This is a genomic window from Burkholderia sp. 22PA0099, from assembly GCF_047497165.1.
Lineage (GTDB): Bacteria > Pseudomonadota > Gammaproteobacteria > Burkholderiales > Burkholderiaceae > Burkholderia.
In genome coordinates, this window is sequence record NZ_CP163165.1 from 1 (window position 1) to 24,215 (window position 24,215).

General features: G+C 63.7%; 16 protein-coding genes, 2 tRNA genes and 3 rRNA genes. 12 read left to right on the forward strand and 9 right to left on the reverse strand.

Features of this window, described 5'->3' with window-relative positions; genetic code table 11:
• Positions 1-42 precede the first annotated feature (42 nt).
• The 6 genes from rrf to AB4851_RS15260 all read right to left on the reverse strand — a co-directional run bounded on the left by rrf (position 43) and on the right by AB4851_RS15260 (position 7,110).
• Positions 43-156, reverse strand: a 5S ribosomal RNA gene (gene rrf / locus AB4851_RS15235).
• A gap of 193 nt (positions 157-349) precedes the next feature.
• Positions 350-3,229: ribosomal RNA gene (locus AB4851_RS15240) — 23S ribosomal RNA — on the reverse strand.
• 307 nt (positions 3,230-3,536) lie between these two features.
• A tRNA-Ala gene (locus AB4851_RS15245) sits at positions 3,537-3,612 on the reverse strand.
• Positions 3,613-3,648: 36 nt separating this feature from the next.
• A tRNA-Ile gene (locus AB4851_RS15250) sits at positions 3,649-3,725 on the reverse strand.
• 64 nt (positions 3,726-3,789) lie between these two features.
• A 16S ribosomal RNA gene (locus tag AB4851_RS15255) occupies positions 3,790-5,320 on the reverse strand.
• The 16S, 23S and 5S rRNA genes sit together here with 2 tRNA genes alongside, the layout of an rRNA operon.
• Before the next feature lie 509 nt (positions 5,321-5,829).
• Positions 5,830-7,110 carry an SGNH/GDSL hydrolase family protein gene (locus tag AB4851_RS15260; RefSeq protein ID WP_414450524.1) on the reverse strand — a complete coding sequence of 427 codons (1,281 nt, stop codon included), beginning with the start codon at positions 7,108-7,110 and terminating at the stop codon, positions 5,830-5,832.
• Between the two features lie 167 nt (positions 7,111-7,277).
• Here AB4851_RS15260 and paaA point away from each other — a divergent pair, with 167 nt between their 5' ends.
• From paaA to AB4851_RS15300, 8 genes are all read left to right on the forward strand, one after another.
• Complete coding sequence (paaA, locus tag AB4851_RS15265; RefSeq protein WP_414450525.1) at positions 7,278-8,282, forward strand: 1,2-phenylacetyl-CoA epoxidase subunit PaaA; 1,005 nt, start codon at positions 7,278-7,280, stop codon at positions 8,280-8,282.
• 37 nt (positions 8,283-8,319) lie between these two features.
• The gene (gene paaB / locus AB4851_RS15270) at positions 8,320-8,604 is read left to right on the forward strand and encodes a 1,2-phenylacetyl-CoA epoxidase subunit PaaB (protein ID WP_414450526.1); all 285 of its coding nucleotides are present in this window, start codon (positions 8,320-8,322) and stop codon (positions 8,602-8,604) included.
• Positions 8,605-8,609: 5 nt separating this feature from the next.
• On the forward strand, positions 8,610-9,416 hold the full coding sequence (gene paaC, locus AB4851_RS15275) for a 1,2-phenylacetyl-CoA epoxidase subunit PaaC (RefSeq protein ID WP_414450527.1): 807 nt from the start codon (positions 8,610-8,612) through the stop codon (positions 9,414-9,416).
• A gap of 2 nt (positions 9,417-9,418) precedes the next feature.
• Positions 9,419-9,982 (forward strand): 1,2-phenylacetyl-CoA epoxidase subunit PaaD, encoded by a 564-nt coding sequence (gene paaD / locus AB4851_RS15280; protein WP_414450528.1) that lies wholly within the window; start codon positions 9,419-9,421, stop codon positions 9,980-9,982.
• A gap of 2 nt (positions 9,983-9,984) precedes the next feature.
• Positions 9,985-11,073, forward strand: coding sequence for a 1,2-phenylacetyl-CoA epoxidase subunit PaaE (gene paaE / locus AB4851_RS15285; protein WP_414450529.1), 1,089 nt, complete (start codon positions 9,985-9,987; stop codon positions 11,071-11,073).
• A gap of 155 nt (positions 11,074-11,228) precedes the next feature.
• The gene (locus AB4851_RS15290) at positions 11,229-12,083 is read left to right on the forward strand and encodes a DUF1835 domain-containing protein (RefSeq protein ID WP_414450530.1); all 855 of its coding nucleotides are present in this window, start codon (positions 11,229-11,231) and stop codon (positions 12,081-12,083) included.
• Between the two features lie 82 nt (positions 12,084-12,165).
• A complete protein-coding gene (locus AB4851_RS15295) occupies positions 12,166-12,771 on the forward strand; it encodes a TetR/AcrR family transcriptional regulator (RefSeq protein WP_414450531.1) in 606 nt (201 codons plus the stop codon).
• A gap of 218 nt (positions 12,772-12,989) precedes the next feature.
• Entirely contained in the window at positions 12,990-13,637 is a 648-nt protein-coding gene (locus tag AB4851_RS15300) for a GNAT family N-acetyltransferase (protein WP_414450532.1), read from the forward strand.
• A gap of 92 nt (positions 13,638-13,729) precedes the next feature.
• Here the strand turns inward: AB4851_RS15300 and AB4851_RS15305 are convergent, their stop codons facing one another.
• Positions 13,730-14,227: an Lrp/AsnC family transcriptional regulator gene (locus tag AB4851_RS15305; protein ID WP_414443655.1), complete on the reverse strand. Its 498-nt coding sequence runs from the start codon at positions 14,225-14,227 to the stop codon at positions 13,730-13,732.
• 160 nt (positions 14,228-14,387) lie between these two features.
• Here AB4851_RS15305 and hppD point away from each other — a divergent pair, with 160 nt between their 5' ends.
• On the forward strand, positions 14,388-15,485 hold the full coding sequence (hppD, locus tag AB4851_RS15310) for a 4-hydroxyphenylpyruvate dioxygenase (RefSeq protein WP_414450533.1): 1,098 nt from the start codon (positions 14,388-14,390) through the stop codon (positions 15,483-15,485).
• A gap of 138 nt (positions 15,486-15,623) precedes the next feature.
• Here hppD and AB4851_RS15315 read toward each other — a convergent pair whose 3' ends face one another.
• Positions 15,624-15,821 (reverse strand): hypothetical protein, encoded by a 198-nt coding sequence (locus tag AB4851_RS15315; RefSeq protein ID WP_414450534.1) that lies wholly within the window; start codon positions 15,819-15,821, stop codon positions 15,624-15,626.
• Positions 15,822-16,134: 313 nt separating this feature from the next.
• Between AB4851_RS15315 and AB4851_RS15320 the strand changes: the two genes are divergently transcribed.
• Positions 16,135-19,722, forward strand: a complete 3,588-nt coding sequence (locus AB4851_RS15320; RefSeq protein ID WP_414450535.1) for an indolepyruvate ferredoxin oxidoreductase family protein — start codon at positions 16,135-16,137, stop codon at positions 19,720-19,722.
• Between the two features lie 226 nt (positions 19,723-19,948).
• On the opposite strand, the gene AB4851_RS15325 is transcribed toward AB4851_RS15320, so the two are convergent.
• The gene (locus AB4851_RS15325) at positions 19,949-22,225 is read right to left on the reverse strand and encodes an NADP-dependent malic enzyme (protein WP_414450536.1); all 2,277 of its coding nucleotides are present in this window, start codon (positions 22,223-22,225) and stop codon (positions 19,949-19,951) included.
• Positions 22,226-22,729: 504 nt separating this feature from the next.
• On the opposite strand from AB4851_RS15325, the gene AB4851_RS15330 reads away from it, so the two are divergent.
• Both AB4851_RS15330 and AB4851_RS15335 read left to right on the forward strand, forming a co-directional pair.
• On the forward strand, positions 22,730-23,416 hold the full coding sequence (locus tag AB4851_RS15330) for an orotate phosphoribosyltransferase (RefSeq protein WP_206126309.1): 687 nt from the start codon (positions 22,730-22,732) through the stop codon (positions 23,414-23,416).
• 186 nt (positions 23,417-23,602) lie between these two features.
• Positions 23,603-24,214: a YbhB/YbcL family Raf kinase inhibitor-like protein gene (locus tag AB4851_RS15335; RefSeq protein ID WP_414450537.1), complete on the forward strand. Its 612-nt coding sequence runs from the start codon at positions 23,603-23,605 to the stop codon at positions 24,212-24,214.
• Position 24,215: the final 1 nt, after the last annotated feature.

Sequence of the window (24,215 nt, forward strand, 5' to 3'; positions counted from 1 at the left end):
AAAAGACACGACTGCATTCGCAGCGGGGGTTCTGAAGGGGAAGCCTGACGATTACCTACTTTCACACGGGCAATCCGCACTATCATCGGCGTAGAGTCGTTTCACGGTCCTGTTCGGGATGGGAAGGGGTGGTACCGACTCGCTATGGTCATCAGGCTAAAGGGGTTGATGCGTCGCTGCTTGAGCGCCACATCCAATCTGGAAGAAGTAGTAATGAGTTGTGTGTATCGGCACACGAGGACTCAATGCTGTATAACTTGTCGCGCTGTTTAAGATCCTGAACCTGCGGTTCAGGACGGGATGCTCGTCAGTGCTGAAGCACAAACGATCATCGACGCAGACTTGTTATAGGATCAAGCCTTACGGGCAATTAGTATCAGTTAGCTGAACGCATTACTGCGCTTACACACCTGACCTATCAACGTCCTGGTCTCGAACGACCCTTCAAGGAGGTCAAGCCTCCAGGGATATCTCATCTTAAGGCGAGTTTCCCGCTTAGATGCTTTCAGCGGTTATCTCTTCCGAACATAGCTACCCGGCGATGCCACTGGCGTGACAACCGGTACACCAGAGGTTCGTCCACTCCGGTCCTCTCGTACTAGGAGCAGCCCCCTTCAAATATCCAACGCCCACGGCAGATAGGGACCAAACTGTCTCACGACGTTTTAAACCCAGCTCACGTACCTCTTTAAATGGCGAACAGCCATACCCTTGGGACCGGCTACAGCCCCAGGATGAGATGAGCCGACATCGAGGTGCCAAACACCGCCGTCGATATGAACTCTTGGGCGGTATCAGCCTGTTATCCCCAGAGTACCTTTTATCCGTTGAGCGATGGCCCTTCCATACAGAACCACCGGATCACTATGACCTGCTTTCGCACCTGCTCGACTTGTCGGTCTCGCAGTTAAGCACGCTTATGCCATTGCACTATCAGCACGATTTCCGACCGTACCTAGCGTACCTTCGTACTCCTCCGTTACACTTTGGGAGGAGACCGCCCCAGTCAAACTGCCTACCATGCACTGTCCCCGACCCGGATCACGGGCCAAGGTTAGAACCTCAAACAAACCAGGGTGGTATTTCAAGGACGGCTCCACCGAAACTAGCGTTCCGGTTTCATAGCCTCCCACCTATCCTACACAGATCGGTTCAAAGTCCAATGCAAAGCTACAGTAAAGGTTCATGGGGTCTTTCCGTCTAGCCGCGGGGAGATTGCATCATCACAAACACTTCAACTTCGCTGAGTCTCGGGAGGAGACAGTGTGGCCATCGTTACGCCATTCGTGCAGGTCGGAACTTACCCGACAAGGAATTTCGCTACCTTAGGACCGTTATAGTTACGGCCGCCGTTTACCGGGACTTCAATCAAGAGCTTGCACCCCATCATTTAATCTTCCGGCACCGGGCAGGCGTCACACCCTATACGTCCACTTTCGTGTTTGCAGAGTGCTGTGTTTTTATTAAACAGTCGCAGCCACCAGTTTATTGCAACCCTTTCACCCTCCTGGCGCAGGCCAGTCAAGCTACAAGGGCGTACCTTATCCCGAAGTTACGGTACCAATTTGCCGAGTTCCTTCTCCCGAGTTCTCTCAAGCGCCTTAGAATACTCATCTCGCCCACCTGTGTCGGTTTGCGGTACGGTCACTGTTAAACTGAAGCTTAGAGGCTTTTCTTGGAACCACTTCCAATTGCTTCGCTTCCTAAGAAGCTCGCGCCACACCCTTGAATTCTGCGCCCGGATTTGCCTAAGCGCCTTCTCCAATGCAGCGACCGGGACTTCCAACACCCGGACAACCTTCCGCGATCCGTCCCCCCATCGCATTTAACAATGGTGCAGGAATATTGACCTGCTTCCCATCAGCTACGCATTTCTGCCTCGCCTTAGGGGCCGACTCACCCTACGCCGATGAACGTTGCGTAGGAAACCTTGGGCTTACGGCGAGGGGGCCTTTCACCCCCTTTATCGCTACTCATGTCAGCATTCGCACTTCCGATACCTCCAGCACACTTTACAGTGCACCTTCGCAGGCTTACGGAACGCTCTCCTACCATGCACATAAATGTGCATCCGCAGCTTCGGTATATAGCTTAGCCCCGTTACATCTTCCGCGCAGGACGACTCGATCAGTGAGCTATTACGCTTTCTTTAAAGGATGGCTGCTTCTAAGCCAACCTCCTGACTGTTTTAGCCTTCCCACTTCGTTTCCCACTTAGCTATATTTGGGGACCTTAGCTGGCGGTCTGGGTTGTTTCCCTCTTGACACCGGACGTTAGCACCCGATGTCTGTCTCCCGCGATTGCACTCTTCGGTATTCGGAGTTTGCTATGGCGAGGTAATCCGCAATGGACCCCTCAACCATGACAGTGCTCTACCCCCGAAGGTGAGACGCGAGGCACTACCTAAATAGTTTTCGGAGAGAACCAGCTATTTCCAAGTTTGTTTAGCCTTTCACCCCTATCCACAGCTCATCCCCTAACTTTTCAACGTTAGTGGGTTCGGACCTCCAGTACGTGTTACCGCACCTTCATCCTGGCCATGGATAGATCACTTGGTTTCGGGTCTACGCCCAGCAACTGAACGCCCTATTCGGACTCGCTTTCGCTACGCCTGCCCTATTCGGTTAAGCTTGCTACTGAACGTAAGTCGCTGACCCATTATACAAAAGGTACGCCGTCACCCCTTACGAGGCTCCGACTGTTTGTATGCATGCGGTTTCAGGATCTATTTCACTCCCCTCCCGGGGTTCTTTTCGCCTTTCCCTCACGGTACTGGTTCACTATCGGTCGATCACGAGTATTTAGCCTTGGAGGATGGTCCCCCCATCTTCAGACAGGATTTCACGTGTCCCGCCCTACTTGTCGTACACCTAGTTCTTTCATACTGTTTTCGTCTACAGGGCTATCACCTGCTATGGCCGCACTTTCCAGAGCGTTCGACTAACAATACAAATAAAGAGTACAGGCTCTTCCCATTTCGCTCGCCACTACTTTGGGAATCTCGGTTGATTTCTTTTCCTGCGGTTACTTAGATGTTTCAGTTCACCGCGTTCGCTTCACATGACCTATGTATTCAGTCATGGATACTCCAAAAGGAGTGGGTTTCCCCATTCGGACATCTACGGATCAAAGCTTGTTTGCCAGCTCCCCGTAGCTTTTCGCAGGCTACCGCGTCCTTCATCGCCTGTGATCGCCAAGGCATCCACCACATGCACTTGTTCGCTTGACCCTATAACGAGTCTGTCTCGCTTGCGCTCGACAGTCGCTACAGGTTGAGTTCTCGCATTTGTGCCGTATTCCAATTGAGCCGAACATTTAAGTTCGAATCTTCTTGAGATACATCGATACAATCACAACCCGAATAACTTTCACGCCCATCTCAAATAGACGCTTCCGTTATTCAAATTACTACTTCTTCTAGATTGTTAAAGAACGACAGCCGATAAGTACACATGGTGTACAGATCGCTCTGACTGGCTCAATCGCCAATGACAAATCCTCAGGTCATGCTGACCTGAACGCTTGTCATTGAAGATTGGTGGAGGCAGACGGGATCGAACCGACGACCCCCTGCTTGCAAAGCAGGTGCTCTCCCAGCTGAGCTATGCCCCCATACAGAGACTTCTCAAGGATACTGTCCAGACTAAGTGGTGGGTCTGGTTGGATTCGAACCAACGACCCCCGCCTTATCAAGACGGTGCTCTAACCAACTGAGCTACAGACCCCTGAGTCTGTCTTGATTTACAGCCGATAAGCGTGAACGCTCAACTTTCGCGGTATTAGCTCGAGAAAGGAGGTGATCCAGCCGCACCTTCCGATACGGCTACCTTGTTACGACTTCACCCCAGTCATGAATCCTACCGTGGTGACCGTCCTCCTTGCGGTTAGACTAGCCACTTCTGGTAAAACCCACTCCCATGGTGTGACGGGCGGTGTGTACAAGACCCGGGAACGTATTCACCGCGGCATGCTGATCCGCGATTACTAGCGATTCCAGCTTCACGCACTCGAGTTGCAGAGTGCGATCCGGACTACGATCGGTTTTCTGGGATTAGCTCCCCCTCGCGGGTTGGCGACCCTCTGTTCCGACCATTGTATGACGTGTGAAGCCCTACCCATAAGGGCCATGAGGACTTGACGTCATCCCCACCTTCCTCCGGTTTGTCACCGGCAGTCTCCTTAGAGTGCTCTTGCGTAGCAACTAAGGACAAGGGTTGCGCTCGTTGCGGGACTTAACCCAACATCTCACGACACGAGCTGACGACAGCCATGCAGCACCTGTGTATCGGTTCTCTTTCGAGCACTCCCAGATCTCTCCAGGATTCCGACCATGTCAAGGGTAGGTAAGGTTTTTCGCGTTGCATCGAATTAATCCACATCATCCACCGCTTGTGCGGGTCCCCGTCAATTCCTTTGAGTTTTAATCTTGCGACCGTACTCCCCAGGCGGTCAACTTCACGCGTTAGCTTCGTTACTAAGGAAATGAATCCCCAACAACTAGTTGACATCGTTTAGGGCGTGGACTACCAGGGTATCTAATCCTGTTTGCTCCCCACGCTTTCGTGCATGAGCGTCAGTATTGGCCCAGGGGGCTGCCTTCGCCATCGGTATTCCTCCACATCTCTACGCATTTCACTGCTACACGTGGAATTCTACCCCCCTCTGCCATACTCTAGCTTGCCAGTCACCAATGCAGTTCCCAGGTTGAGCCCGGGGATTTCACATCGGTCTTAACAAACCGCCTGCGCACGCTTTACGCCCAGTAATTCCGATTAACGCTTGCACCCTACGTATTACCGCGGCTGCTGGCACGTAGTTAGCCGGTGCTTATTCTTCCGGTACCGTCATCCCTCGGCTTTATTAGAACCAAGGATTTCTTTCCGGACAAAAGTGCTTTACAACCCGAAGGCCTTCTTCACACACGCGGCATTGCTGGATCAGGCTTTCGCCCATTGTCCAAAATTCCCCACTGCTGCCTCCCGTAGGAGTCTGGGCCGTGTCTCAGTCCCAGTGTGGCTGGTCGTCCTCTCAGACCAGCTACTGATCGTCGCCTTGGTAGGCTTTTACCCTACCAACTAGCTAATCAGCCATCGGCCAACCCTATAGCGCGAGGCCCGAAGGTCCCCCGCTTTCATCCGTAGATCGTATGCGGTATTAATCCGGCTTTCGCCGGGCTATCCCCCACTACAGGACATGTTCCGATGTATTACTCACCCGTTCGCCACTCGCCACCAGACCGAAGTCCGTGCTGCCGTTCGACTTGCATGTGTAAGGCATGCCGCCAGCGTTCAATCTGAGCCAGGATCAAACTCTTCAGTTCAATACCTGTTACTGTTTTTCGGTTCTTTCGAACCGGTCGCTCACTCAAAGCTGACAGGATTACGAATTACTTCATAAACCTGACTTACTTTTGTGTGAGACTCTTGATACTTTTGCTGACCTGATCCTAAGATCAGGACCGCTTCCATCAAGCGTCCACACTTATCGGCTGTAGATTGTTAAAGAGCGTTTCCGAGAGAAGCTTGGCTTCGTTTCGGTGCTGCGTTTTCAGCAGCAGAGAAGCGAGATTATGAAGAACATTTTGAAGCGCGTCAACTACTTTTTCAGCGCTTCGATCAACAGATTGCATCGATCAAGTTCTTCACCAGTTCAAAGAAGCAGCCTAAATTCCGGCGCTCTCCTTGTCCTGCCTGGCTTCTCCTCCCGTTCTGCGTTTCCGTCATCGCGAGAGAGGCCGAATTCTAAGCAAGCTTTAGCAGGCGTGCAAGTCTTTTTTAAGAACCCTGCAAAAAAATTCGGGCACGATGAAAAACGGCACCCGAATGTCGTTCAACGCCGCTTCGCGGCAGCCAACAGGCGGTCGATCGGCACCGCGTCGGCCATCGCCGCATAGCCCGCATCGCTCGGGTGCACATCGTCGCCACTGTTATAGCGGCGCAGCAGCACTTGCGGATGGGCCGGGTCGCGCAGCGCGGCATCGAAATCCACCACGCCGTCGAACGCACCCGAGGTGCGAATCCAATGATTGACCTCGGTGCGGATCGCTTCACGCTCGGGCGGCAGCGCGGCCGGCGTCAATGTCGCGCCGAACAGTGCGATGCCGCGCGCATGCGCACTGGCGATCAGGCGGCGGTAGCCGTCGATCAGCATCCTCGCATCCACCTTGGTATGCGGCGCATCACAATCGAGCACCTTGCGCGGCGGCATCGCCTGGAAGTTGATGTCGTTGATGCCGACCAGCAGCACCGCCGCCTTCGCGCCGGAGCGCGCGAGCACGTCGCGCTCGAAACGCCGCTCGAGCGCCACGCCATAGCAGGCGGAATCGCTGAGCAGCCGGTTGCCGCTGATCCCCAGATTGACGACACCCCACTCGCCCGCACCCGCCGTGCCGAGCCGGCGCACGAAATCGTCCGGCCAGCGCTGGTTGCGATTGAGGCTGGAGCGCATGCCGTCGGTGATGGAATCGCCCACGGCGACGATCGTGCCCTTCGCCGCCGGGTTGCCCAGGACCGCCAGCTCCGACACCCAGGCCGATTGCGTCAGATGAACCTTGAACGCGTCGCCGCTGCCATCGGCAGTGTGATCCCCAGGCACGGACACATAGTTGATCTGGTTAGAGATGCGATGCCAGGCCGTCATCTTCTGCTCGCCGCGCGTGTAGAGGCTGATCGCGTACGGCGCGCCGGCCTCGACGCTCAACGAAACAGGATCGCTGTCGCGCTCCTCGCCCGGCGCCAGCACCAGATCGCGCCGGCCGCCGAAACTCAGCTCGGCCGACATCGCCTCGCGCACCGCCGCGCCGCCCGCCGAGCGCGCGATCCGTGCCGCGCCGAGCGCCAGCGGCGTGCGCCCATAGGCATTGCTGATCCGCACCCGCACCTGATTGCCGCTCACGCTCGGATAGACGATCTCGCGCAACGTGCGATCCGCGAGGTCGGGGGTCTTGTAGAGCGGCGGCGGCGATGCGAGATCGGGAATCGGCTGCAAGGCGCTGGCCCAGGCCGCCACCCAAGGCTCGCCCGCCGCGTTGGCCGCGCCGGCCCATCCCAACACAAGACCGACAGCCGCGGCCGACACACAACGCCCCACCCCACTGCGACGAAAACTCATGATTCGATCAGGCCCGACAGGAAAGATGCCGATTGTGCCCGATAACGCCGCCGCCACACGCAAGCCGCCTACCGGCCCGTGCCATCCCTTCTCCCGAAAAAATTAATTAACCGACCGGACGGTTGATTTATACTTCGCCTACCTTGTCCCTGCGCGAGACGCTTGCCATGTATACGCAATCCCTCGACCTCCCCGGCCAGCCCGCATCGGGCGACACCCCCGCCGACGCCGTCACGCTGGAACAGGCCCGCTTCGACGCGGTCATGTCCGCCGACGGCAAGATCGAGCCGCAAGACTGGATGCCCGACGCCTACCGCAAGACGCTGGTGCGCCAGATCTCGCAACACGCGCACTCCGAGATCGTCGGGATGTTGCCGGAGGGCAACTGGATCACGCGCGCGCCAAGCCTCAAGCGCAAGGCGATCCTGCTGGCGAAGGTTCAGGACGAAGCGGGCCACGGCCTCTATCTATATAGCGCGGCCGAAACGCTGGGCGTCTCGCGCGACGCGCTGGTCGACGCGCTGCATGCGGGCAAGGCCAAATATTCGAGCATCTTCAATTACCCCACGCCGAGCTGGGCCGACGTCGGCGTGATCGGCTGGCTGGTCGACGGCGCAGCGATCATGAACCAGATCCCGCTGTGCCGCTGCACCTACGGCCCCTACGCGCGCGCCATGATCCGCATCTGCAAGGAGGAGTCGTTCCATCAGCGCCAGGGCTTCGACGCCCTGCTCGCGATGATGGCCGGCACCGACGCGCAACGCGAGATGGTGCAGCAAGCCGTGAACCGCTGGTGGTGGCCCGTGTTGATGATGTTCGGCCCGAGCGACGCCGATTCGGTGCACAGCAGCCAGTCGGCGAAATGGGGGATCAAGCGGATCTCGAACGACGACCTGCGCCAGAAGTTCGTCGACGCCGCGGTCGAGCAGGCGCGCGTGCTCGGCGTGAGCTTTCCCGATCCCGACCTCCGATGGAACGCCGAGCGCGGCCATCACGATTACGGCGCGATCGACTGGGATGCGTTCTGGCGCGTCGTCAACGGCGACGGCCCCTGCAACCGCGAACGCCTCGCCACGCGCGTGAAGGTGCACGAAGACGGCGCATGGGTACGCGAAGCGGCGATGGCGCACGCCGAGAAGGTCGCGCGGCGCGCCGAACGGCAAGCGGCCTGATCCGCCCCCAACCGAATTCAGCAACGAGGAGACAGACATGCAAGCCGAATGGCCGATCTGGGAAGTGTTCGTGCGCAGCAAGCAGGGCCTCGACCACAAGCATTGCGGCAGCCTGCACGCGGCCGACGCGCCGATGGCGCTGCGCATGGCGCGCGACGTCTACACGCGCCGGCAGGAAGGCGTGAGCATCTGGGTGGTGCCGTCGGCCGCGATCACGGCGTCCGATCCGAGCCAGAAGGCGGAGCTGTTCGAGCCGGCCGGCGACAAGATCTATCGCCATCCGACGTTCTACACGCTGCCCGACGAAGTCGACCACATGTAATGGCCATGACGACCCACCCGGCTTCCCACCTTGCCTACGTGCTGCGCCTCGCCGACAGCGCGCTGATCCTCGGCCAGCGCAACGCCGAATGGTGCGGGCACGGCCCGATCCTCGAAGAGGACATCGCACTGACCAATATGAGCCTCGACCTGATCGGCCAGGCGCGGCTGCTCTACGCGCATGCGGCCGATCTCGAACGAGCGCTGAACGGCACGAACCGGACCGAGGACGATTACGCGTTTTTCCGCGCCGAACGCGAATTCACGAACCTGACGCTGGTGGAGTTGCCGCACTACGGCCCGCTGGCCGGCACCGCGCACGCCGTCAACGATTACGCGGTGACGATCGTACGCAACTTCCTGTATGCAACGCTGATGCTGCACCTGTGGACCGCGCTGGAAGGCTCGGCCGATCCGCAACTGGCCGCGATCGCGGCGAAGTCGGTCAAGGAAACGCGCTATCACGAGCATCACGCGCGCGAATGGCTGATCCGGTTCGGCGACGGCACCGACGAATCGCACCGCCGCGCGCAGGCCGCGCTCGACTACCTGTTGCCCTACACGCACGAGTGCTTCGCGGCCGATCCGGTCGAGCACGACGTGGCCGCAGCCGGCATCGCACCGTCGGCCGATACGCTCGAAGCCGCCTGGCGCGCCGACGTGGACGCCGCGCTGGCCGAAGCCACGCTGGTCGCGCCGCCGCCGGTGGCGCACGTCACCACCGGCAAGTTCGGCGAGCACTCCGAACACATGGGCTTCCTGCTCGCGCAGATGCAGAGCCTTGCGCGCCAGCATCCGGGCGCGAGCTGGTAACGATGGCCACCGCGACTTCCCCGACGATCGACGCGGGTCTCGCCGCGATCCGCGCCGCGCTCGACACCGTGCCCGACCCGGAGATCCCGGTGGTATCGATCCGAGAACTCGGCATCCTGCGCGACGTGCGCCGCGCGACGGACGGCGTGCTCGAGATCGTCATCACGCCGACCTATTCCGGCTGCCCGGCGATGTCGCAGATCGCCGAGGATATCGGCGTGGCGCTCGATGCGATCGGCGCGCCGCCGCACCGCATCGTCACGGTGCTGTCGCCGGCCTGGACCACCGACTGGATCACCGCCGAAGCGCGCGACAAGTTGCGCGCCTACGGCATCGCGCCGCCGGCCGGCGCCAACACCAGCGCCGGCTTCGGCTCCGGCAAGCCCGGCAGCCCACCCGCCGCGCGCGTGATCCGCTTCTCGCCGAAGCCCGCAGCGCCGCCCGCCTGCCCCCGCTGCGGCTCGCCGCGCACTGCCCGCCTCGCGCAATTCGGCTCCACGGCCTGCAAGGCGTTGTATCGCTGCCTCGATTGCCGCGAACCCTTCGACTACTTCAAGCCCTATTGAACATGGCGACTCCGCAATTCCATCCGCTGCGCATCCGCGACGTGCAGCCCGAGACGGCCGACGCGCTCACCGTTGCGTTCGAGGTGCCGCCCGAGCTGCGCGAGCACTACCGCTTCACGCAGGGCCAGTTCGTCACGCTGAAGGCGCAGGTCGACGGCGAGGAAACGCGCCGCTCGTATTCGATCTGCGTCGGCACCACCGATTACGAGCGCGACGGCGAGCTGCGCATCGGCATCAAGCGCGTGCGCGGCGGGCGTTTCTCGAATTTCGCGTTCGACACGCTGAAGCCGGGCCACACCCTCGACGTGATGACGCCCGACGGCCGCTTCTTCACGCATCTGAACGCCGAACAGCGCCGGCATTACCTGGCGTTCGCGGGCGGCTCGGGCATCACGCCGGTGCTGGCGATCATCGGCACGACGCTCGAACTGGAGCCGCGCAGCCGCTTCACGCTGATCTACGGCAACCGCAGCGCCGATTCGATCATGTTCGCGGAGGCGCTGGAAGACCTGAAGAACCGCTTCATGGCGCGCTTCGCGCTGCATCACGTGCTGTCCGACGAGCAGCAGGACGTCGAGCTGTTCCACGGCGTGCTCGATCAGGCCCGATGCGCGGCGTTCCTCGATACGCTGGTGCCGGCCGCGTCGATCGACGAGGCGTTCATTTGCGGCCCGGCGCCGATGATGGACGCAGCCGAGGCGGCGCTCGGCGCGGCCGGCGTGGCCCGCGAGCGGATTCACGTGGAGCGCTTCGGCACGCCCTTGCCGCAAGCGGGCGCGCCGGCCGTCGAGATCACCGACGCCACGCCGGCCGCCGCGCTCGAGATCGTGATCGACGGCAAGACCCGCAAGCTGCGCCTGCCCTACGCGGGCGCGAGCCTGCTGGACGTGGGCCTGCGCGCCGGCCTCGCGCTGCCGTATGCCTGCAAGGGCGGCGTCTGCTGCACCTGTCGCGCGCGCGTGATCGAGGGCGAGGTGCGGATGGACAAGAACTACACGCTGGAGGAACACGAGGTGCGCGACGGTTTCGTGCTGACGTGCCAGTGCCACCCCGTCAGCGACAAGGTGGTGGTCAGCTTCGACGAACGCTGACGCCGGCTGCGCGAACGCAGCCTGGGAACCGGCCGCAATACCGTACGCGGCGCGGTATCTCGCGACATGGCATCTCGCTTACACTAGGGGCCGCTTTTCGTGACGGGTCGACGAACCCGCTCCGGAAGCGGCCCTTTTTCGTTGATCACACGCAGATGAGCCCTCTCCACGTCACCATCGGCGGTTCCGCCGCCGACTCGCTGCGCGCCGCGCTGGCGGCCGCCGGCCGCGACGATACCGTCGTCGAACTGCTCGACGATCTGGCCGTCGGCCCGCTGCGCGGCATCGACGATGCCCCCGAAACACGCGCCGCGTTCTGGGAAGCGCTGCTGCCCGGCCCGGCATTCGACTGGCCCGTGCTGCTGGCAGGCGAACTGACCAAGCTGTCGGAACTCGCGGCCGGCGCCGGGCAGGTGGTGGTCTGGCACGCGCAGAGCGCCGCCGATCAATTGATGCTGCGCCGCGTGGCCTACCATCTGCGCAACGCGCCGCAGCGCCTGAACGAAGTGCGACTCAGCGCCGACGACCTCCCGCCGCCGGCCCATCCGCGCGGCCCCGAAGCCGCCGTGTCGACCGGCCTGTTCCCGGCCGAGGCGCTCGGCGCCAGGCTGCCCGAGGCCGCGCCGATCTCGGTGCTGCGCATCAGCCGGCTCGCGCTCGAATGGCAGGAAGCCAAGCAGGCCAACGCCGAATTGCGCTACTGGATCGACAACACGTTCAAAAGCGGCCTTTTCAGCGACATCGACGCGCTGGTGTTCGATCACGCCACCGAGCACTGGCAGCCGGCCGCACGCGTGGTGGGCGCGGTGATCGGCCATGCCGACCGCGGCCATCTGGCCGTCAGCGACAGCGTCGCGTTCTGGCGTTGCCGCGAACTGGCCGCCGCCGGGCGCATCGAGCTGGGCGACCTGGCGGGCGACGCCGCGACCGACGCCCCGCAGGTCGATCGCCTCGCCTCGTTTTCGCTGCGCGCCACCGCGCCCGCCGCGCCCGCCGCGCTGACGCGCTGAGGGCCGCCCGCGAGCCGCGCGCCAGTCCCGCCACGCGCTCGCCCGGCCGACTCCGATTCACGCAGATTCTCCGACCGACCTCATGGCCCGCACCCGAGCGCCCGACCACGAATCCCAACGCGAGCAGATCCTCGATCTCGCAGCCGAAAAGTTCGCGCAAACGAGCTACCCGAGCACCTCGATGACCGATCTCGCCACCGCGAGCGGCACCTCGAAGGCGCGCCTGTATCACTACTACGAGAGCAAGGAAGCGATCCTGTTCGATCTGCTCGACCGCTACACGAAGCGGCTGATGCTGATCATCGCGGAGGTGGAAGGCGCGAGCCAGCGCCGGGGGCTGACCGAGCGCGAGACGTTCGCCGAGCTGATCCACGCGTTCCTGGCCGAGTACGAAACCTCGCACAGCCGCCACGTCGCGCTGCTCAACGACGTCAAATACCTCGAAATCACGCAGCGGCAAATCGTGCTCGACCGGCAGCGCGACATCGTCGCCGCGTTCACGCGCCAGATCGAGCGCGCCTACCCGGGCCGCGTCTCGAAGGACAACCAGACGCCGGTGACGATGATGGTGTTCGGCATGATCAACTGGACCTTCACGTGGCTTAAGCCCGGCGGCCGCCTCGGCTACCGCGATTTCGCCGCGCAGGCGATCGACCTGATCGAGCACGGGCTCGGCGGCGAAGTCTGAGCACGCGGTGTTGCACCCCGGTCACATGTGCCAATTCGGCGCATAGATGATCGGGTCATATCGTTATCGCTTCAAAATCAAACACTTTGCGTGATTGTTGAGGATTTTTAGAAGTCACCCTCGGCGGAGATACGGGTTTTCCCTTAATCGATATGTACCGTTCGGTTAGAATGCTGTTGCATTGCACAACCGGCTGTATGGTCTCTGAGGAACCCACGATGAATACGCTCCCTCTCCGCCCCGCCGCCCCGATCGGCAAGGTCGGGCAGGCTCCGGTTCTCGTCCGGGAACTGGCTTCTACCGATCGTGAGCAAATGCTCACGCACTTCAAGTCGCTCGACGGCGACGATCGCCTGCTGCGTTTCGGCCAGATCGTGCCGGATCACGTGCTCGAAAACTACGTGCGCACCATCGATTTCGGCCGCGACACCGTGTTCGGCGTGTTCGATCAAACGCTGGCGCTGGTCGGCGTCGGTCATCTGGCCTATCTGCCCGATGAAGGCGGCAAGCGCACCGCCGAGTTCGGCGTGTCGGTGCTCGAATCGGCGCGCGGCCGGGGCGTCGGCACCAAGCTGTTCGAGCGCGCCTCGATCCGCAGCCGCAACACGCACGTATCCACGCTCTACATGCACTGTTTGTCGCGCAACGCGACGATGATGCATATCGCGAAGAAGTCGGGCATGCGCATCGAATATGCGTATGGCGAAGCCGATGCCTATCTGTCGCTGCCGCCGGCCGATCACTCGACGATCATCGCCGAGATGCTCCAGGAGCAGGCCGCCGTGTTCGATTACGCGATGAAGCGTCAGGCCCGCCGTGCGACGCAAATCTTCGAATCGATGCTGCCGGCCGGGATCGCCGCCTGAACCTCGCAGCAGCGTCCGCTCGCATCGCCTCATGAAAACGGGCGGCCCCATTGCCGGGGCCGCCCGTTTCGCTTGGCGCCGCCGGCGCGCAATCAACGGATCGGCAGCGCCGTCGTCTCCTTGAAGCTCTCCAGCGCGAAGCTCGTCTTCACGTCGATCACCGACGGATGGTGCAGCAACTGCTCCTGCACGAAGCGCGAGAAATGCGCCATGTCCTCCACCTGCACGCGCAGCAGATAGTCGAGATCGCCCGTCATCGCGTGGCAGGCCACCACCTCCGGCCACACCTGTACCGCCGCGCGGAAACGATCCGCATGGGTGGCGGCGCCATCGCCGGCCGCGGCCACGCCGCCGCGCTTTTCGAGCCGCACGCTGACGTAGGCGAGCAGATCGAGGCCGAGCCGCTTCGGATCGAGCAAGGCCACGTAGCCGGTGATCACGCCGCTTTCCTCCAGCCGGCGAATGCGCCGCAGGCACGGGCTCGGCGACAGGTTCACGCGCTCGGCGATCTCCTGGTTCGATAGCCGGCCGTTCTCCTGCAGGATCGCCAGGATGCGCCGATCGATGGCATCCAGTTCGACACGCGCCATTTCATGCCTCCATTTCGGCATGGATTGCCGGAAAGTTGCGCCATCGTAGCCACACGCGATTTGTTTCGCAAGCAACTGCCCGCCGTGCTTGCCTACACTGGTTTGCATGCGGCGTCCTGCCGCGCCCCACGATCGACGCGATCCGCCATCAGGAGACACCGTGCAAATCCAAACCTGGGAGAACCCCGTCGGCACCGACGGCTTCGAATTCATCGAGTACACCGCCCCAGATCCGAAGGCGCTCGGCGAGCTGTTCGAGCGGATGGGCTTCACGGCGGTGGCGCGCCATCGCCACAAGGACGTGACGCTGTACCGCCAGGGCGAGATCAACTTCATCGTCAACGCCGAACCCGATTCGTTCGCGCAGCGCTTCGCGCGGCTGCACGGGCCGTCGATCTGCGCAATCGCGTTCCGCGTGCAGGACGCCGCACAGGCTTACCGCCGCGCGCTCGACCTCGGCGCCTGGGGCTTCGACAACAAGACCGGGCCGATGGAGCTGAACATTCCGGCGATCAAGGGCGTTGGCGATTCGCTGATCTATTTCGTCGATCGCTGGCGCGGCAAGAATGGCGCAACGCCGGGCAGCATCGGCGATATCGGCATCTACGACGTCGATTTCGAGCCGATCGCCGGTGCGGAGCCGAACCCGCCCGGCCACGGCCTGACCTATATCGATCACCTGACGCATAACGTGCATCGCGGCCGCATGGCCGAATGGGCGGAATTCTACGAACGCCTGTTCAACTTCCGCGAAGTGCGCTACTTCGACATCGAAGGGAAGGTAACGGGCGTCAAATCGAAGGCGATGACCTCGCCGTGCGGCAAGATCCGCATTCCGATCAACGAGGAAGGCTCGGACACGCCGGGGCAGATCCAGGAATATCTCGACGCGTATCGCGGGGAAGGGATTCAGCACATCGCGCTCGGCACCAGCGACATCTACGGCACGGTGGACGCGCTGCGCGGCCGCCAGGTCACGCTGCTCGACACGATCGATACGTACTACGAGCTGGTCAACCGCCGCGTGCCGGATCATGGCGAGCCGCTCGACGAACTGCGCCGGCGCAAGATCCTGATCGACGGCGCGCACGACGACCTGCTGCTGCAGATCTTCACCGAGAACCAGATCGGCCCGATCTTCTTCGAGATCATCCAGCGCAAGGGCAATCAGGGCTTCGGGGAAGGCAACTTCAAGGCGCTGTTCGAATCGATCGAGCTCGATCAGATTCGCCGCGGCGTGGTGAAGGACAAGGCGTGATCGCGCGCAAGAAGGCGACGACATGACGAAAAAAGGGCGGAAATCGTGTGATTTCCGCCCTTTTTCATGGCTGGATGGCTGCCCGGTGCACCTTGCCGAACAAGCGCTCAGGCCGCGCGCCGGTGCGCCATCGCTCTCTCAGGCCTTCGGCGCGCCGGTCACCTGCGTCGTCCCCGTCACGCCGGCTGGCGCGATCGCGTCGCCCGCGGGCGTGATTTGCAGCATCTGGGTGCCTGCCGCAGCCAACGCACTTGCACCCTGCGAGCGCACCGGCCCCGTCATGGCGAAGAACGCGGTGGACACCATCAGAAAATTCTGGATATGTCGCGTGTTCATTGAACCTCCTTGTTCATCGTCGGCTGGCTCTCTCCATTCCAGGGCGATCGTTCGCGCCCGACCATTGCCGACAGCGCAAGAGACTAAACGCAAAGGCCGGTCGTGCCCCGCTTCTTTACATGCTTTTACATGATGTAACGCGCACGAGCGGCGCTTTCTGCCGTGTGTTTATAACAGTTCACGCAACAAACGGCGGGTTTCCACCAGTGCTACCATCATCGGAAACCCGCCAATATGGCGCCCCGGCAAGCGCGTTCACAAGACGCCGATGCCGACAAGTTTTGGTGATCCCAAACGGGTGGAGGAGACAAATATGAATGCCCCGCTAGACGCAGGCCAACGCGCGACGCTCGAAGCCGCGCTCCAATCGGTCACGCTCGACGACAAATACACGCTCGAACGTGGCCGCGCCTATATGAGCGGCATCCAGGCGCTCGTCCGGCTGCCGATGCTGCAGCAGGAACGCGACCGCGCCGCCGGTCTCAACACCGCCGGCTTCATTTCCGGCTATCGCGGCTCGCCGCTCGGCGGCCTCGATCAATCGCTCTGGAAAGCCCAGAAGCACCTGGCCGCCCATCGCATCGTCTTCCAGCCCGGCCTCAACGAAGATCTCGCCGCCACCGCCGTATGGGGCTCGCAGCAAGTCAACCTGTATCCCGGCGCGAAATACGACGGCGTGTTCGGCATGTGGTACGGCAAAGGCCCCGGCGTCGACCGCTCGGGCGACGTGCTCAAGCACGCCAATTCGGCCGGCTCCGCCCCGCACGGCGGCGTGCTGGTGCTGGCCGGCGACGATCACGCGGCCAAATCCTCCACCCTCGCGCACCAATCGGAACACTTGCTGAAGGCCTGCGGGCTGCCGGTGCTGTTCCCCTCGAACGTCCAGGAATATCTCGATTTCGGCCTGCACGGCTGGGCGATGAGCCGCTATTCGGGGCTGTGGGTGTCGCTGAAATGCGTGACCGACGTGGTGGAATCGTCGGCCTCGGTCGATATCGATCCGCATCGCGCGCGCATCGTGCTGCCCGACGATTTCGCCATGCCCGACGGCGGCCTCAACATCCGCTGGCCCGATCCGCCGCTGGTGCAGGAAGCGCGGATGATCGACTACAAGTGGTACGCGGCGCTTGCCTACGTGCGCGCCAACCGGCTCGACCGCATCGAGATCGAATCGCCGCAGGCGCGCTTCGGCATCATGACCGCCGGCAAGGCTTACCTGGACGTGCGCCAGGCGCTGACCGACCTCGGCCTCGACGACGCGACCTGCGCGCGGATCGGCATCCGCCTCTACAAGGTCGGCTGCGTCTGGCCGCTCGAAGCGCAGGGCGTGCAGCAGTTCGCGCAGGGCCTCGACGAAATCCTGGTGGTCGAGGAAAAGCGCCAGATCCTCGAATACCAGATCAAGGAAGAGCTGTACAACTGGCCGGACAGCCGGCGCCCGCGCATCTTCGGCAAGTTCGACGAGAAGGACGGCGCGGGCGGCGAATGGTCGGTGCCGATGGGCAACTGGCTGCTGCCGGCGCATTACGAACTGTCGCCGGCCATCATCGCGAAGGCGATCGCCACGCGGCTCGACAAGTTCGAGCTGCCGTCCGACGTGCGTGCGCGCATCGCCGCCCGCATCGCCGTGATCCAGGCCAAGGAGGCCGCGCTGGCCCGCCCGCACGTCACCACCGAGCGCAAGCCGTGGTTCTGCTCGGGCTGCCCGCACAACACCTCGACGGTGGTGCCCGAAGGCTCGCGCGCGATCGCCGGCATCGGCTGCCACTACATGACGGTCTGGATGGACCGCAACACCAGCACCTTCAGCCAGATGGGCGGCGAAGGCGTGCCGTGGGTTGGCCAGGCGCCGTTCACCGAGGAAAAGCACGTGTTCGCCAACCTCGGCGACGGCACCTACTTCCACTCGGGCCTGCTCGCGGTGCGCGCAGCGATCTCGTCGAAGGCGAACATCACCTACAAGATCCTCTACAACGACGCGGTGGCGATGACCGGCGGCCAGCCCGTGGACGGCACGCTGACGGTGCCGCAGATCACCCATCAGGTCGCGGCGGAAGGCGCGTCGAAGATCGTCATCGTCACCGACGAGCCCGAAAAATACGACGGCAAGACCTCGCTGCTCGCGCCCGGCGTGACGATCCATCACCGTGACCAGCTCGACGCCGTGCAGCGCGAACTGCGCGAGATCGCCGGCACCTCGATCCTGATCTACGACCAGACCTGCGCCACCGAGAAGCGCCGCCGCCGCAAGCGCGGCGCGTATCCCGATCCGGCCAAGCGGGTGGTGATCAACGAAGCCGTGTGCGAAGGCTGCGGCGATTGCTCGGTGCAGTCGAACTGCCTGTCGGTCGAGCCGCTCGACACCGAATTCGGCACCAAGCGGCAGATCAACCAATCCACCTGCAACAAGGATTTCTCGTGCACCAAGGGCTTCTGCCCGAGCTTCGTGACGGTCGAGGGCGCGCAGTTGAAGAAGCCGAAGGCCGTGACGGTGGACGCCGACGCACTGCCGCCGGTGCCGGAACCGGCGCTGCCCGGCATCGAGCGCGCCTGGGGCGTGCTGGTGACCGGCGTGGGCGGCACCGGCGTGGTGACGATCGGCGCGCTGATCGGCATGGCCGCGCACCTGGAGAACAAGGGCGTGACGGTGCTCGACGTGACCGGCCTCGCGCAGAAGGGCGGCGCCGTGATGAGCCATGTGCAGATCGCGCACGCGCCCGGCGACATCCACGCCACGCGGATCGCGATGGGCGAAGCCGATCTGGTGATCGGCGGCGACGCGCTCGTCACGGCCAGCGACGAATGCACGTCGCGCATGCGTCACGGCACGACGCGCGTGGTCGTCAACAGTGCGAAGACGCCGACCGCCGATTTCATCAAGAATCCGAAATGGGCGTTCCCGGGCGCGAGCGCGGAGCAGGACATTCGTGCTGCCGCCGGCGACGGCGTCGATCTGGTCGATGCCGACCAATTCGCGGCGGCGCTGCTCGGCGACACGATCTACACCAACCCGTTCGTGCTCGGCTACGCATGGCAACGCGGCGGCCTGCCGCTGACGCTGGCGTCGCTCACGCGCGCCATCGAACTGAACGGCGTGCAGGTCGAGAAGAACCTCGCCGCGTTCGACTGGGGCCGCCGCGCCGCGCATGACCTGGCCAGCGTGCGCCAGGCCGCGGCCGGCTCGCGCGCCGGCGCGCCGAACGGCGCGACGGTGATCGCGCTGCACACGAAGAAGGCCGTCGATACGCTGATCGCGACGCGCGTGGAACAACTGAGCGCCTATCAGAACGCGGCGTATGCGGCGCGTTATACGGCGGTGGTCGAACGCGTGCGTGCAGCCGAACGCGCGCTCGACGGCAGCGCGTCGGGCCAGGAACCGCTGACCGAGGCGGTCGCGCGCAACCTCTACAAGCTGATGGCGTACAAGGATGAGTACGAGGTCGCGCGGCTGCAATCGGACCCGGCGTTCCTCGCCCGGCTGGCCGCGCAGTTCGACGGTGCGATGACGCTGCGCTACCACCTCGCGCCGCCGATCCTCGCCAAGCGCGACGCGCACGGCCACCTCGTGAAGCGCACGTTCGGCCCGTGGATGCTGTCGGCGTTCCGCCTGCTGGCCAAGTGCAAGGGCCTGCGCGGCACCGCGTTCGATCCGTTCGGCCGCACCGAGGAGCGCCGCACCGAGCGCGCGCTGATCGGCGAGTACGTCACGCTGATCGACGTGGTGCTGGCGAAGCTGACGGCCGAGCGGCTGCCGCTCGCGCTCGACCTGGCGAACCTGCCGGACGGGATTCGCGGCTACGGCCACGTGAAGGAGCACAACCTGGCCGCCGTGCGCAGCAAGTGGCTGGCGCTGGTCGCGCAGTGGAACGGGCCGGAGGCGGTGACGCGGCACGTCGCCTGAGCGGCGATCGGAAGCCGGCCTGAACGGCGGCGGGCATAAAAAACGCCACGGTGCCTTGCGGCCCGTGGCGTTTTTCATGGCGTTTGCCGCCCCTGCGGGCGGCGAACGCATCAGGCCGAAGCCGATACGCGCTGCTGCTCACGTTGGCCGCAGCCACCGCCGCCGTGGCGTTTTTTCATCGTGCTTGCCGCCCTTGCAGGCGGCAAGCACATCAGTCAGACACCGCTCAACGCGCGACGCTGTTCACGTTGGCCGCAGCCACCGCCGTCATGTTGACGATGCGGCGCACCGTGGCGGCCGGCGTCAGGATGTGCACCGGCTTGGCCGCGCCGAGCAGGAACGGGCCGACCGTCACGCCGTCGCCGCCGATCATCTTCAGCAGGTTGTAGGCGATGTTGGCGGCTTCCACGTTCGGCATGATCAGCAGGTTCGCTTCGCCCGTCAGCGTGGTGCCGGGGAACGCGGCCTTGCGGATCACTTCCGACAGCGCGGCGTCGCCGTGCATTTCGCCGTCCACTTCCAGTTGCGGCGCGCGCTCGGCGATCAGTTGACGCGCTTCGGCCATGCGGCGCGACGAGGCCGACGGGGCGCTGCCGAAGTTCGAGCTCGACAGCAGCGCGGCCTTCGGCGTGATGCCGAAGCGCTCGATCTCGGCGGCGGCCTGGATCGTCATGTCGGCCAGTTGCTCGGCGCTCGGCAGCTCGTTGACGTAGGTATCGCACAGGAACAGGTTGCGGCCCGGCAGCATCAGCAGGTTCATCGCGGCCAGATGCGCGCTGCCCGGCGCACGACCCAGCACCTGATCGACGTACTTCAGGTGGCTGTGGTACGTGTCGATCATGCCGCAGATCATGCCGTCGGCGTCGCCGAGGTGCACGAGGATCGCGCCGATCAGCGTGTTCGCCTTGCGCAGCGCGGCCTTCGCGAGCTCCGGCGTGACGCCTTCGCGCGCGCACAGCTCGTGATAGGCCTGCCAGCACTGCTGGTAGCGCGGGTCGTCCTCGGGATCGACGATCTCGAAATCGGTGCCGGCGCGCAGCTTCGAGCCGATCTTCTTCAGGCGCATTTCCACCACGGCCGGACGGCCGATGATGATCGGCGTGGCGATCCTTTCCTGCAGCACCACCTGCGCGGCGCGCAGCACGCGCTCGTCCTCGCCCTCGGCGAACACGATGCGGGCCTGCTTGGCCTTGGCCGCCGTGAACACCGGGCGCATGACCATGCCGGTGCGGTAGACGGTGGCGCCCAGTTCCTCGCGGTAGGCATCCATGTCGGCGATCGGGCGCGTGGCCACGCCCGAATCCATCGCGGCCTGCGCGACGGCCGGCGCGATCTTGATGATCAGGCGCGGGTCGAACGGCTTCGGAATCAGGTAGTCCGGACCGAATTCGAGCGAGTGGCCTTCATAGGCCTTGGCGACTTCCTCGCTTTGATCGGTTTCCTGCGCCAGGTCGGCGATCGCGCGCACGCAGGCCAGCTTCATCTCTTCCGTGATGGTGGTGGCGCCGACGTCGAGCGCGCCGCGGAAGATGAACGGGAAGCACAGCACGTTGTTGACCTGGTTCGGATAATCCGAACGGCCGGTCGCGACGATGGCATCGGGACGCACGGCCTTGGCCGCTTCCGGGCGGATTTCCGGCTCCGGGTTGGCCAGCGCCAAGATCAGCGGCTGGCTGCCCATGGTCTGCACCATTTCCGGCTTCAGCACGCCGGCGCTGGAGCAGCCTAGGAACACGTCGGCGCCGTCGATGGCGTCGGCCAGCGTGCGGGCCTCGGTGGTGGCGGCGTAGCGCTGCTTGGACGGATCGAGCTGGCCACGGCCTTCGTAGATCACGCCCTTCGAATCGGTCACCAGCACGTTGGCCTTGCTCAGGCCGAGGTGCACCAGCAGATCCAGGCAGGCGATCGCCGCCGCACCGGCACCCGAACACACCAGCTTGACGCTCGCCAGATCCTTGCCGACCACCTTCAGGCCGTTCAGGATCGCGGCCGAGGCGATGATCGCGGTGCCGTGCTGGTCGTCGTGGAACACCGGGATCTTCATGCGCTCGCGCAGCTTCTGCTCGATGTAGAAGCACTCGGGCGCCTTGATGTCCTCGAGGTTGATGCCGCCGAGCGTGGGCTCGAGCATCGCGATGGCCTCGACGAGCTTGTCCGGATCGGTTTCGGCCAGTTCGATGTCGAACACGTCGATGCCGGCGAATTTCTTGAACAGGCAGCCCTTGCCTTCCATCACCGGCTTGGACGCCAGCGGGCCGATGTTGCCGAGGCCCAGCACGGCGGTGCCGTTGGTGACCACGCCGACGAGGTTGCCGCGCGAGGTGTACTTCTGCGCGTCGAGCGGATCGGCGTGGATCGCCATGCAGGCGGCCGCGACGCCCGGCGAATACGCCAGCGACAGGTCGTACTGGTTCGACAGCGGCTTGGTCGGCGTGACCGAGATCTTGCCGGGCTTGGGATTCTGGTGATACGCGAGCGCGCTCTGCTTCAGTTGTTCATCCATGATGGGTCGTCTGATGTGCGAGAAAGGCGGAACGGTTGAGGATGGGAAGTGCGAAACGTTGCGCCGGCACCCGGCAGCAGGCATGCGCCGGGATGGAACGATCGAGGGGGATGGTCGATGGCGTCAGCGGTCGCGCGCCGGATCGGCGCGCCGTGGAACCTGCTGTTTGCGGGATGGGCAAGGAGACCAAGGTGCCGGCAAATTCTGGTGGGCGCTAAGTGTACACCTGGCCCGACACGCGTGTGGCTGCCCCCCGGGATACTCCTCATAGCGCGACGCACGGCCGCAGCAAGGCGCGGCGGCAGGTTGGCGAGCACGTCGGCGGGCGCCCGCCTCGGCCCCCCGTTCGGGCCGTCCGGCGGCCCGCCGATTCGGGTAAAATAGCGGCCCACGCGCGCAGCGAAATTCCGCCGCCTGCCGGTTCTCCGGCTCGGCCCGGCCGGACCCGTCGCCGCGCCACGGTGCCCCGCGCCCGCCCTCCCGCTCAACACCCAAGGAATGCCCATGACAGGCTTCGATCGTCAAACGATCTCCGACACGACCGCCAAAATCCTGCTCGAAGTGCAGGCGGTGCACTTCAACGCCGAAAAGCCGTTCATCTTCACGTCCGGCTGGGCGAGCCCCGTCTACATCGACTGCCGCAAGCTGATCTCGTATCCGCGCGTGCGCCGTGGCCTGATGGAGATGGCGGAAGCGACGATCCTGCGCGACGTCGGCTTCGAGCAGATCGACGCGGTCGCGGGCGGTGAAACCGCCGGCATTCCGTTCGCCGCCTGGATCGCCGACCGCATGATGCTGCCGATGCAGTACGTGCGCAAAAAGCCGAAGGGTTTCGGCCGCAACGCGCAGATCGAAGGCCATCTCGAGGAAGGCTCCCGCGTCCTGCTGGTGGAAGACCTGACCACCGACAGCCGCAGCAAGATCAACTTCATCAACGCGCTGCGCACCGCCGGCGCCGAAGTGAACCATTGCTTCGTGCTGTTCCACTACAACATCTTCAAGGAAAGCGTCTCGGTCCTGAAAGACATCGACGTCGACCTGCACGCGCTCGCCACCTGGTGGGACGTGCTGCGCGTCGCGAAGAACTCGGGCTACTTCGAAACCAAGACGCTCGACGAGGTCGAGAAATTCCTGCACGCGCCGGCCGAATGGTCGGCCGCGCACGGCGGCGCCACCTCGCCGAAGGACTGAGCGAACGCGCCGCACGCACGGCGCGCCTCGCCCCCGGAAACGCCCGTCACGCTAGCCCGTGACGGGCGTTTTTTCATGCGCACGCGGGCGGCCGCGAGGTAGACTCCCTCTCATCCTTGACACAGGGTCGCAACACCAATACGTGCCGGCGCACGCCGCCGGCCGACGTGAGGGGAGGATCGCGGCATGCTCGACGCTCGGCAGCATCAGCGCCTGGAACAACGGCAGAAGCGGCACCGGCGGCAGCGCCACGCGCTGCGCGCGCTGGCAGTGGCGGCCGCCGCGCTGGCCTGCAGTGCACAACCCGGCGCGCAACTTCCGTTCACGGTGTCGAGCACCGATCTGCGCGACGGCGGCCGGGTCGGCGCCGCGCAGCGCTACGCCAAGGGCGCCTGCCACGGCGAGAACCGCTCCCCCGAACTCAGTTGGCAGAACCCGCCGCCCGGCACCCGCACCTACGCCATCACCGTCTTCGATCCCGACGCGCCAGGCCGCGGCTGGTGGCACTGGGCGGTAATCGGCATCCCCGCCTCGATCACGAGCCTGCCCGCCAACGCCAGCGCCTCCGGCGCACTGCGCCGGCTCGGCGCGGCCGAAGCCCGCAACGACTACGGCAACGACGGCTACGACGGCCCCTGCCCGCCGCCCGGCAAGCCGCACCGCTACGTGATCACCGTCTACGCGCTCGACACCGACCGCCTGCGCACCGTGCAGGGCCGCCCCGCGCAACTGTTCGACCACGAGATCGGCGTCTCCACGCTCGGCTGGGCGCGGCTCACCGTCACCGACGAGCGCTGAA

What these genes read in the sequence shown, in the direction of transcription:
- AB4851_RS15260 (WP_414450524.1), bottom strand. Translation starts at nt 7,110, where the DNA reads ATGAGTTTTCGTCGCAGTGGGGTGGGGCGTTGTGTGTCGGCCGCGGCT.
- paaC (WP_414450527.1), top strand. Translation starts at nt 8,610, where the DNA reads ATGACGACCCACCCGGCTTCCCACCTTGCCTACGTGCTGCGCCTCGCC.
- paaB (WP_414450526.1), top strand. Translation starts at nt 8,320, where the DNA reads ATGCAAGCCGAATGGCCGATCTGGGAAGTGTTCGTGCGCAGCAAGCAG.
- AB4851_RS15290 (WP_414450530.1), top strand. Translation starts at nt 11,229, where the DNA reads ATGAGCCCTCTCCACGTCACCATCGGCGGTTCCGCCGCCGACTCGCTG.
- AB4851_RS15335 (WP_414450537.1), top strand. Translation starts at nt 23,603, where the DNA reads ATGCTCGACGCTCGGCAGCATCAGCGCCTGGAACAACGGCAGAAGCGG.
- AB4851_RS15300 (WP_414450532.1), top strand. Translation starts at nt 12,990, where the DNA reads ATGAATACGCTCCCTCTCCGCCCCGCCGCCCCGATCGGCAAGGTCGGG.
- paaD (WP_414450528.1), top strand. Translation starts at nt 9,419, where the DNA reads ATGGCCACCGCGACTTCCCCGACGATCGACGCGGGTCTCGCCGCGATC.
- AB4851_RS15315 (WP_414450534.1), bottom strand. Translation starts at nt 15,821, where the DNA reads ATGAACACGCGACATATCCAGAATTTTCTGATGGTGTCCACCGCGTTC.
- AB4851_RS15320 (WP_414450535.1), top strand. Translation starts at nt 16,135, where the DNA reads ATGAATGCCCCGCTAGACGCAGGCCAACGCGCGACGCTCGAAGCCGCG.
- paaA (WP_414450525.1), top strand. Translation starts at nt 7,278, where the DNA reads ATGTATACGCAATCCCTCGACCTCCCCGGCCAGCCCGCATCGGGCGAC.
- paaE (WP_414450529.1), top strand. Translation starts at nt 9,985, where the DNA reads ATGGCGACTCCGCAATTCCATCCGCTGCGCATCCGCGACGTGCAGCCC.
- AB4851_RS15330 (WP_206126309.1), top strand. Translation starts at nt 22,730, where the DNA reads ATGACAGGCTTCGATCGTCAAACGATCTCCGACACGACCGCCAAAATC.
- AB4851_RS15295 (WP_414450531.1), top strand. Translation starts at nt 12,166, where the DNA reads ATGGCCCGCACCCGAGCGCCCGACCACGAATCCCAACGCGAGCAGATC.
- AB4851_RS15305 (WP_414443655.1), bottom strand. Translation starts at nt 14,227, where the DNA reads ATGGCGCGTGTCGAACTGGATGCCATCGATCGGCGCATCCTGGCGATC.
- AB4851_RS15325 (WP_414450536.1), bottom strand. Translation starts at nt 22,225, where the DNA reads ATGGATGAACAACTGAAGCAGAGCGCGCTCGCGTATCACCAGAATCCC.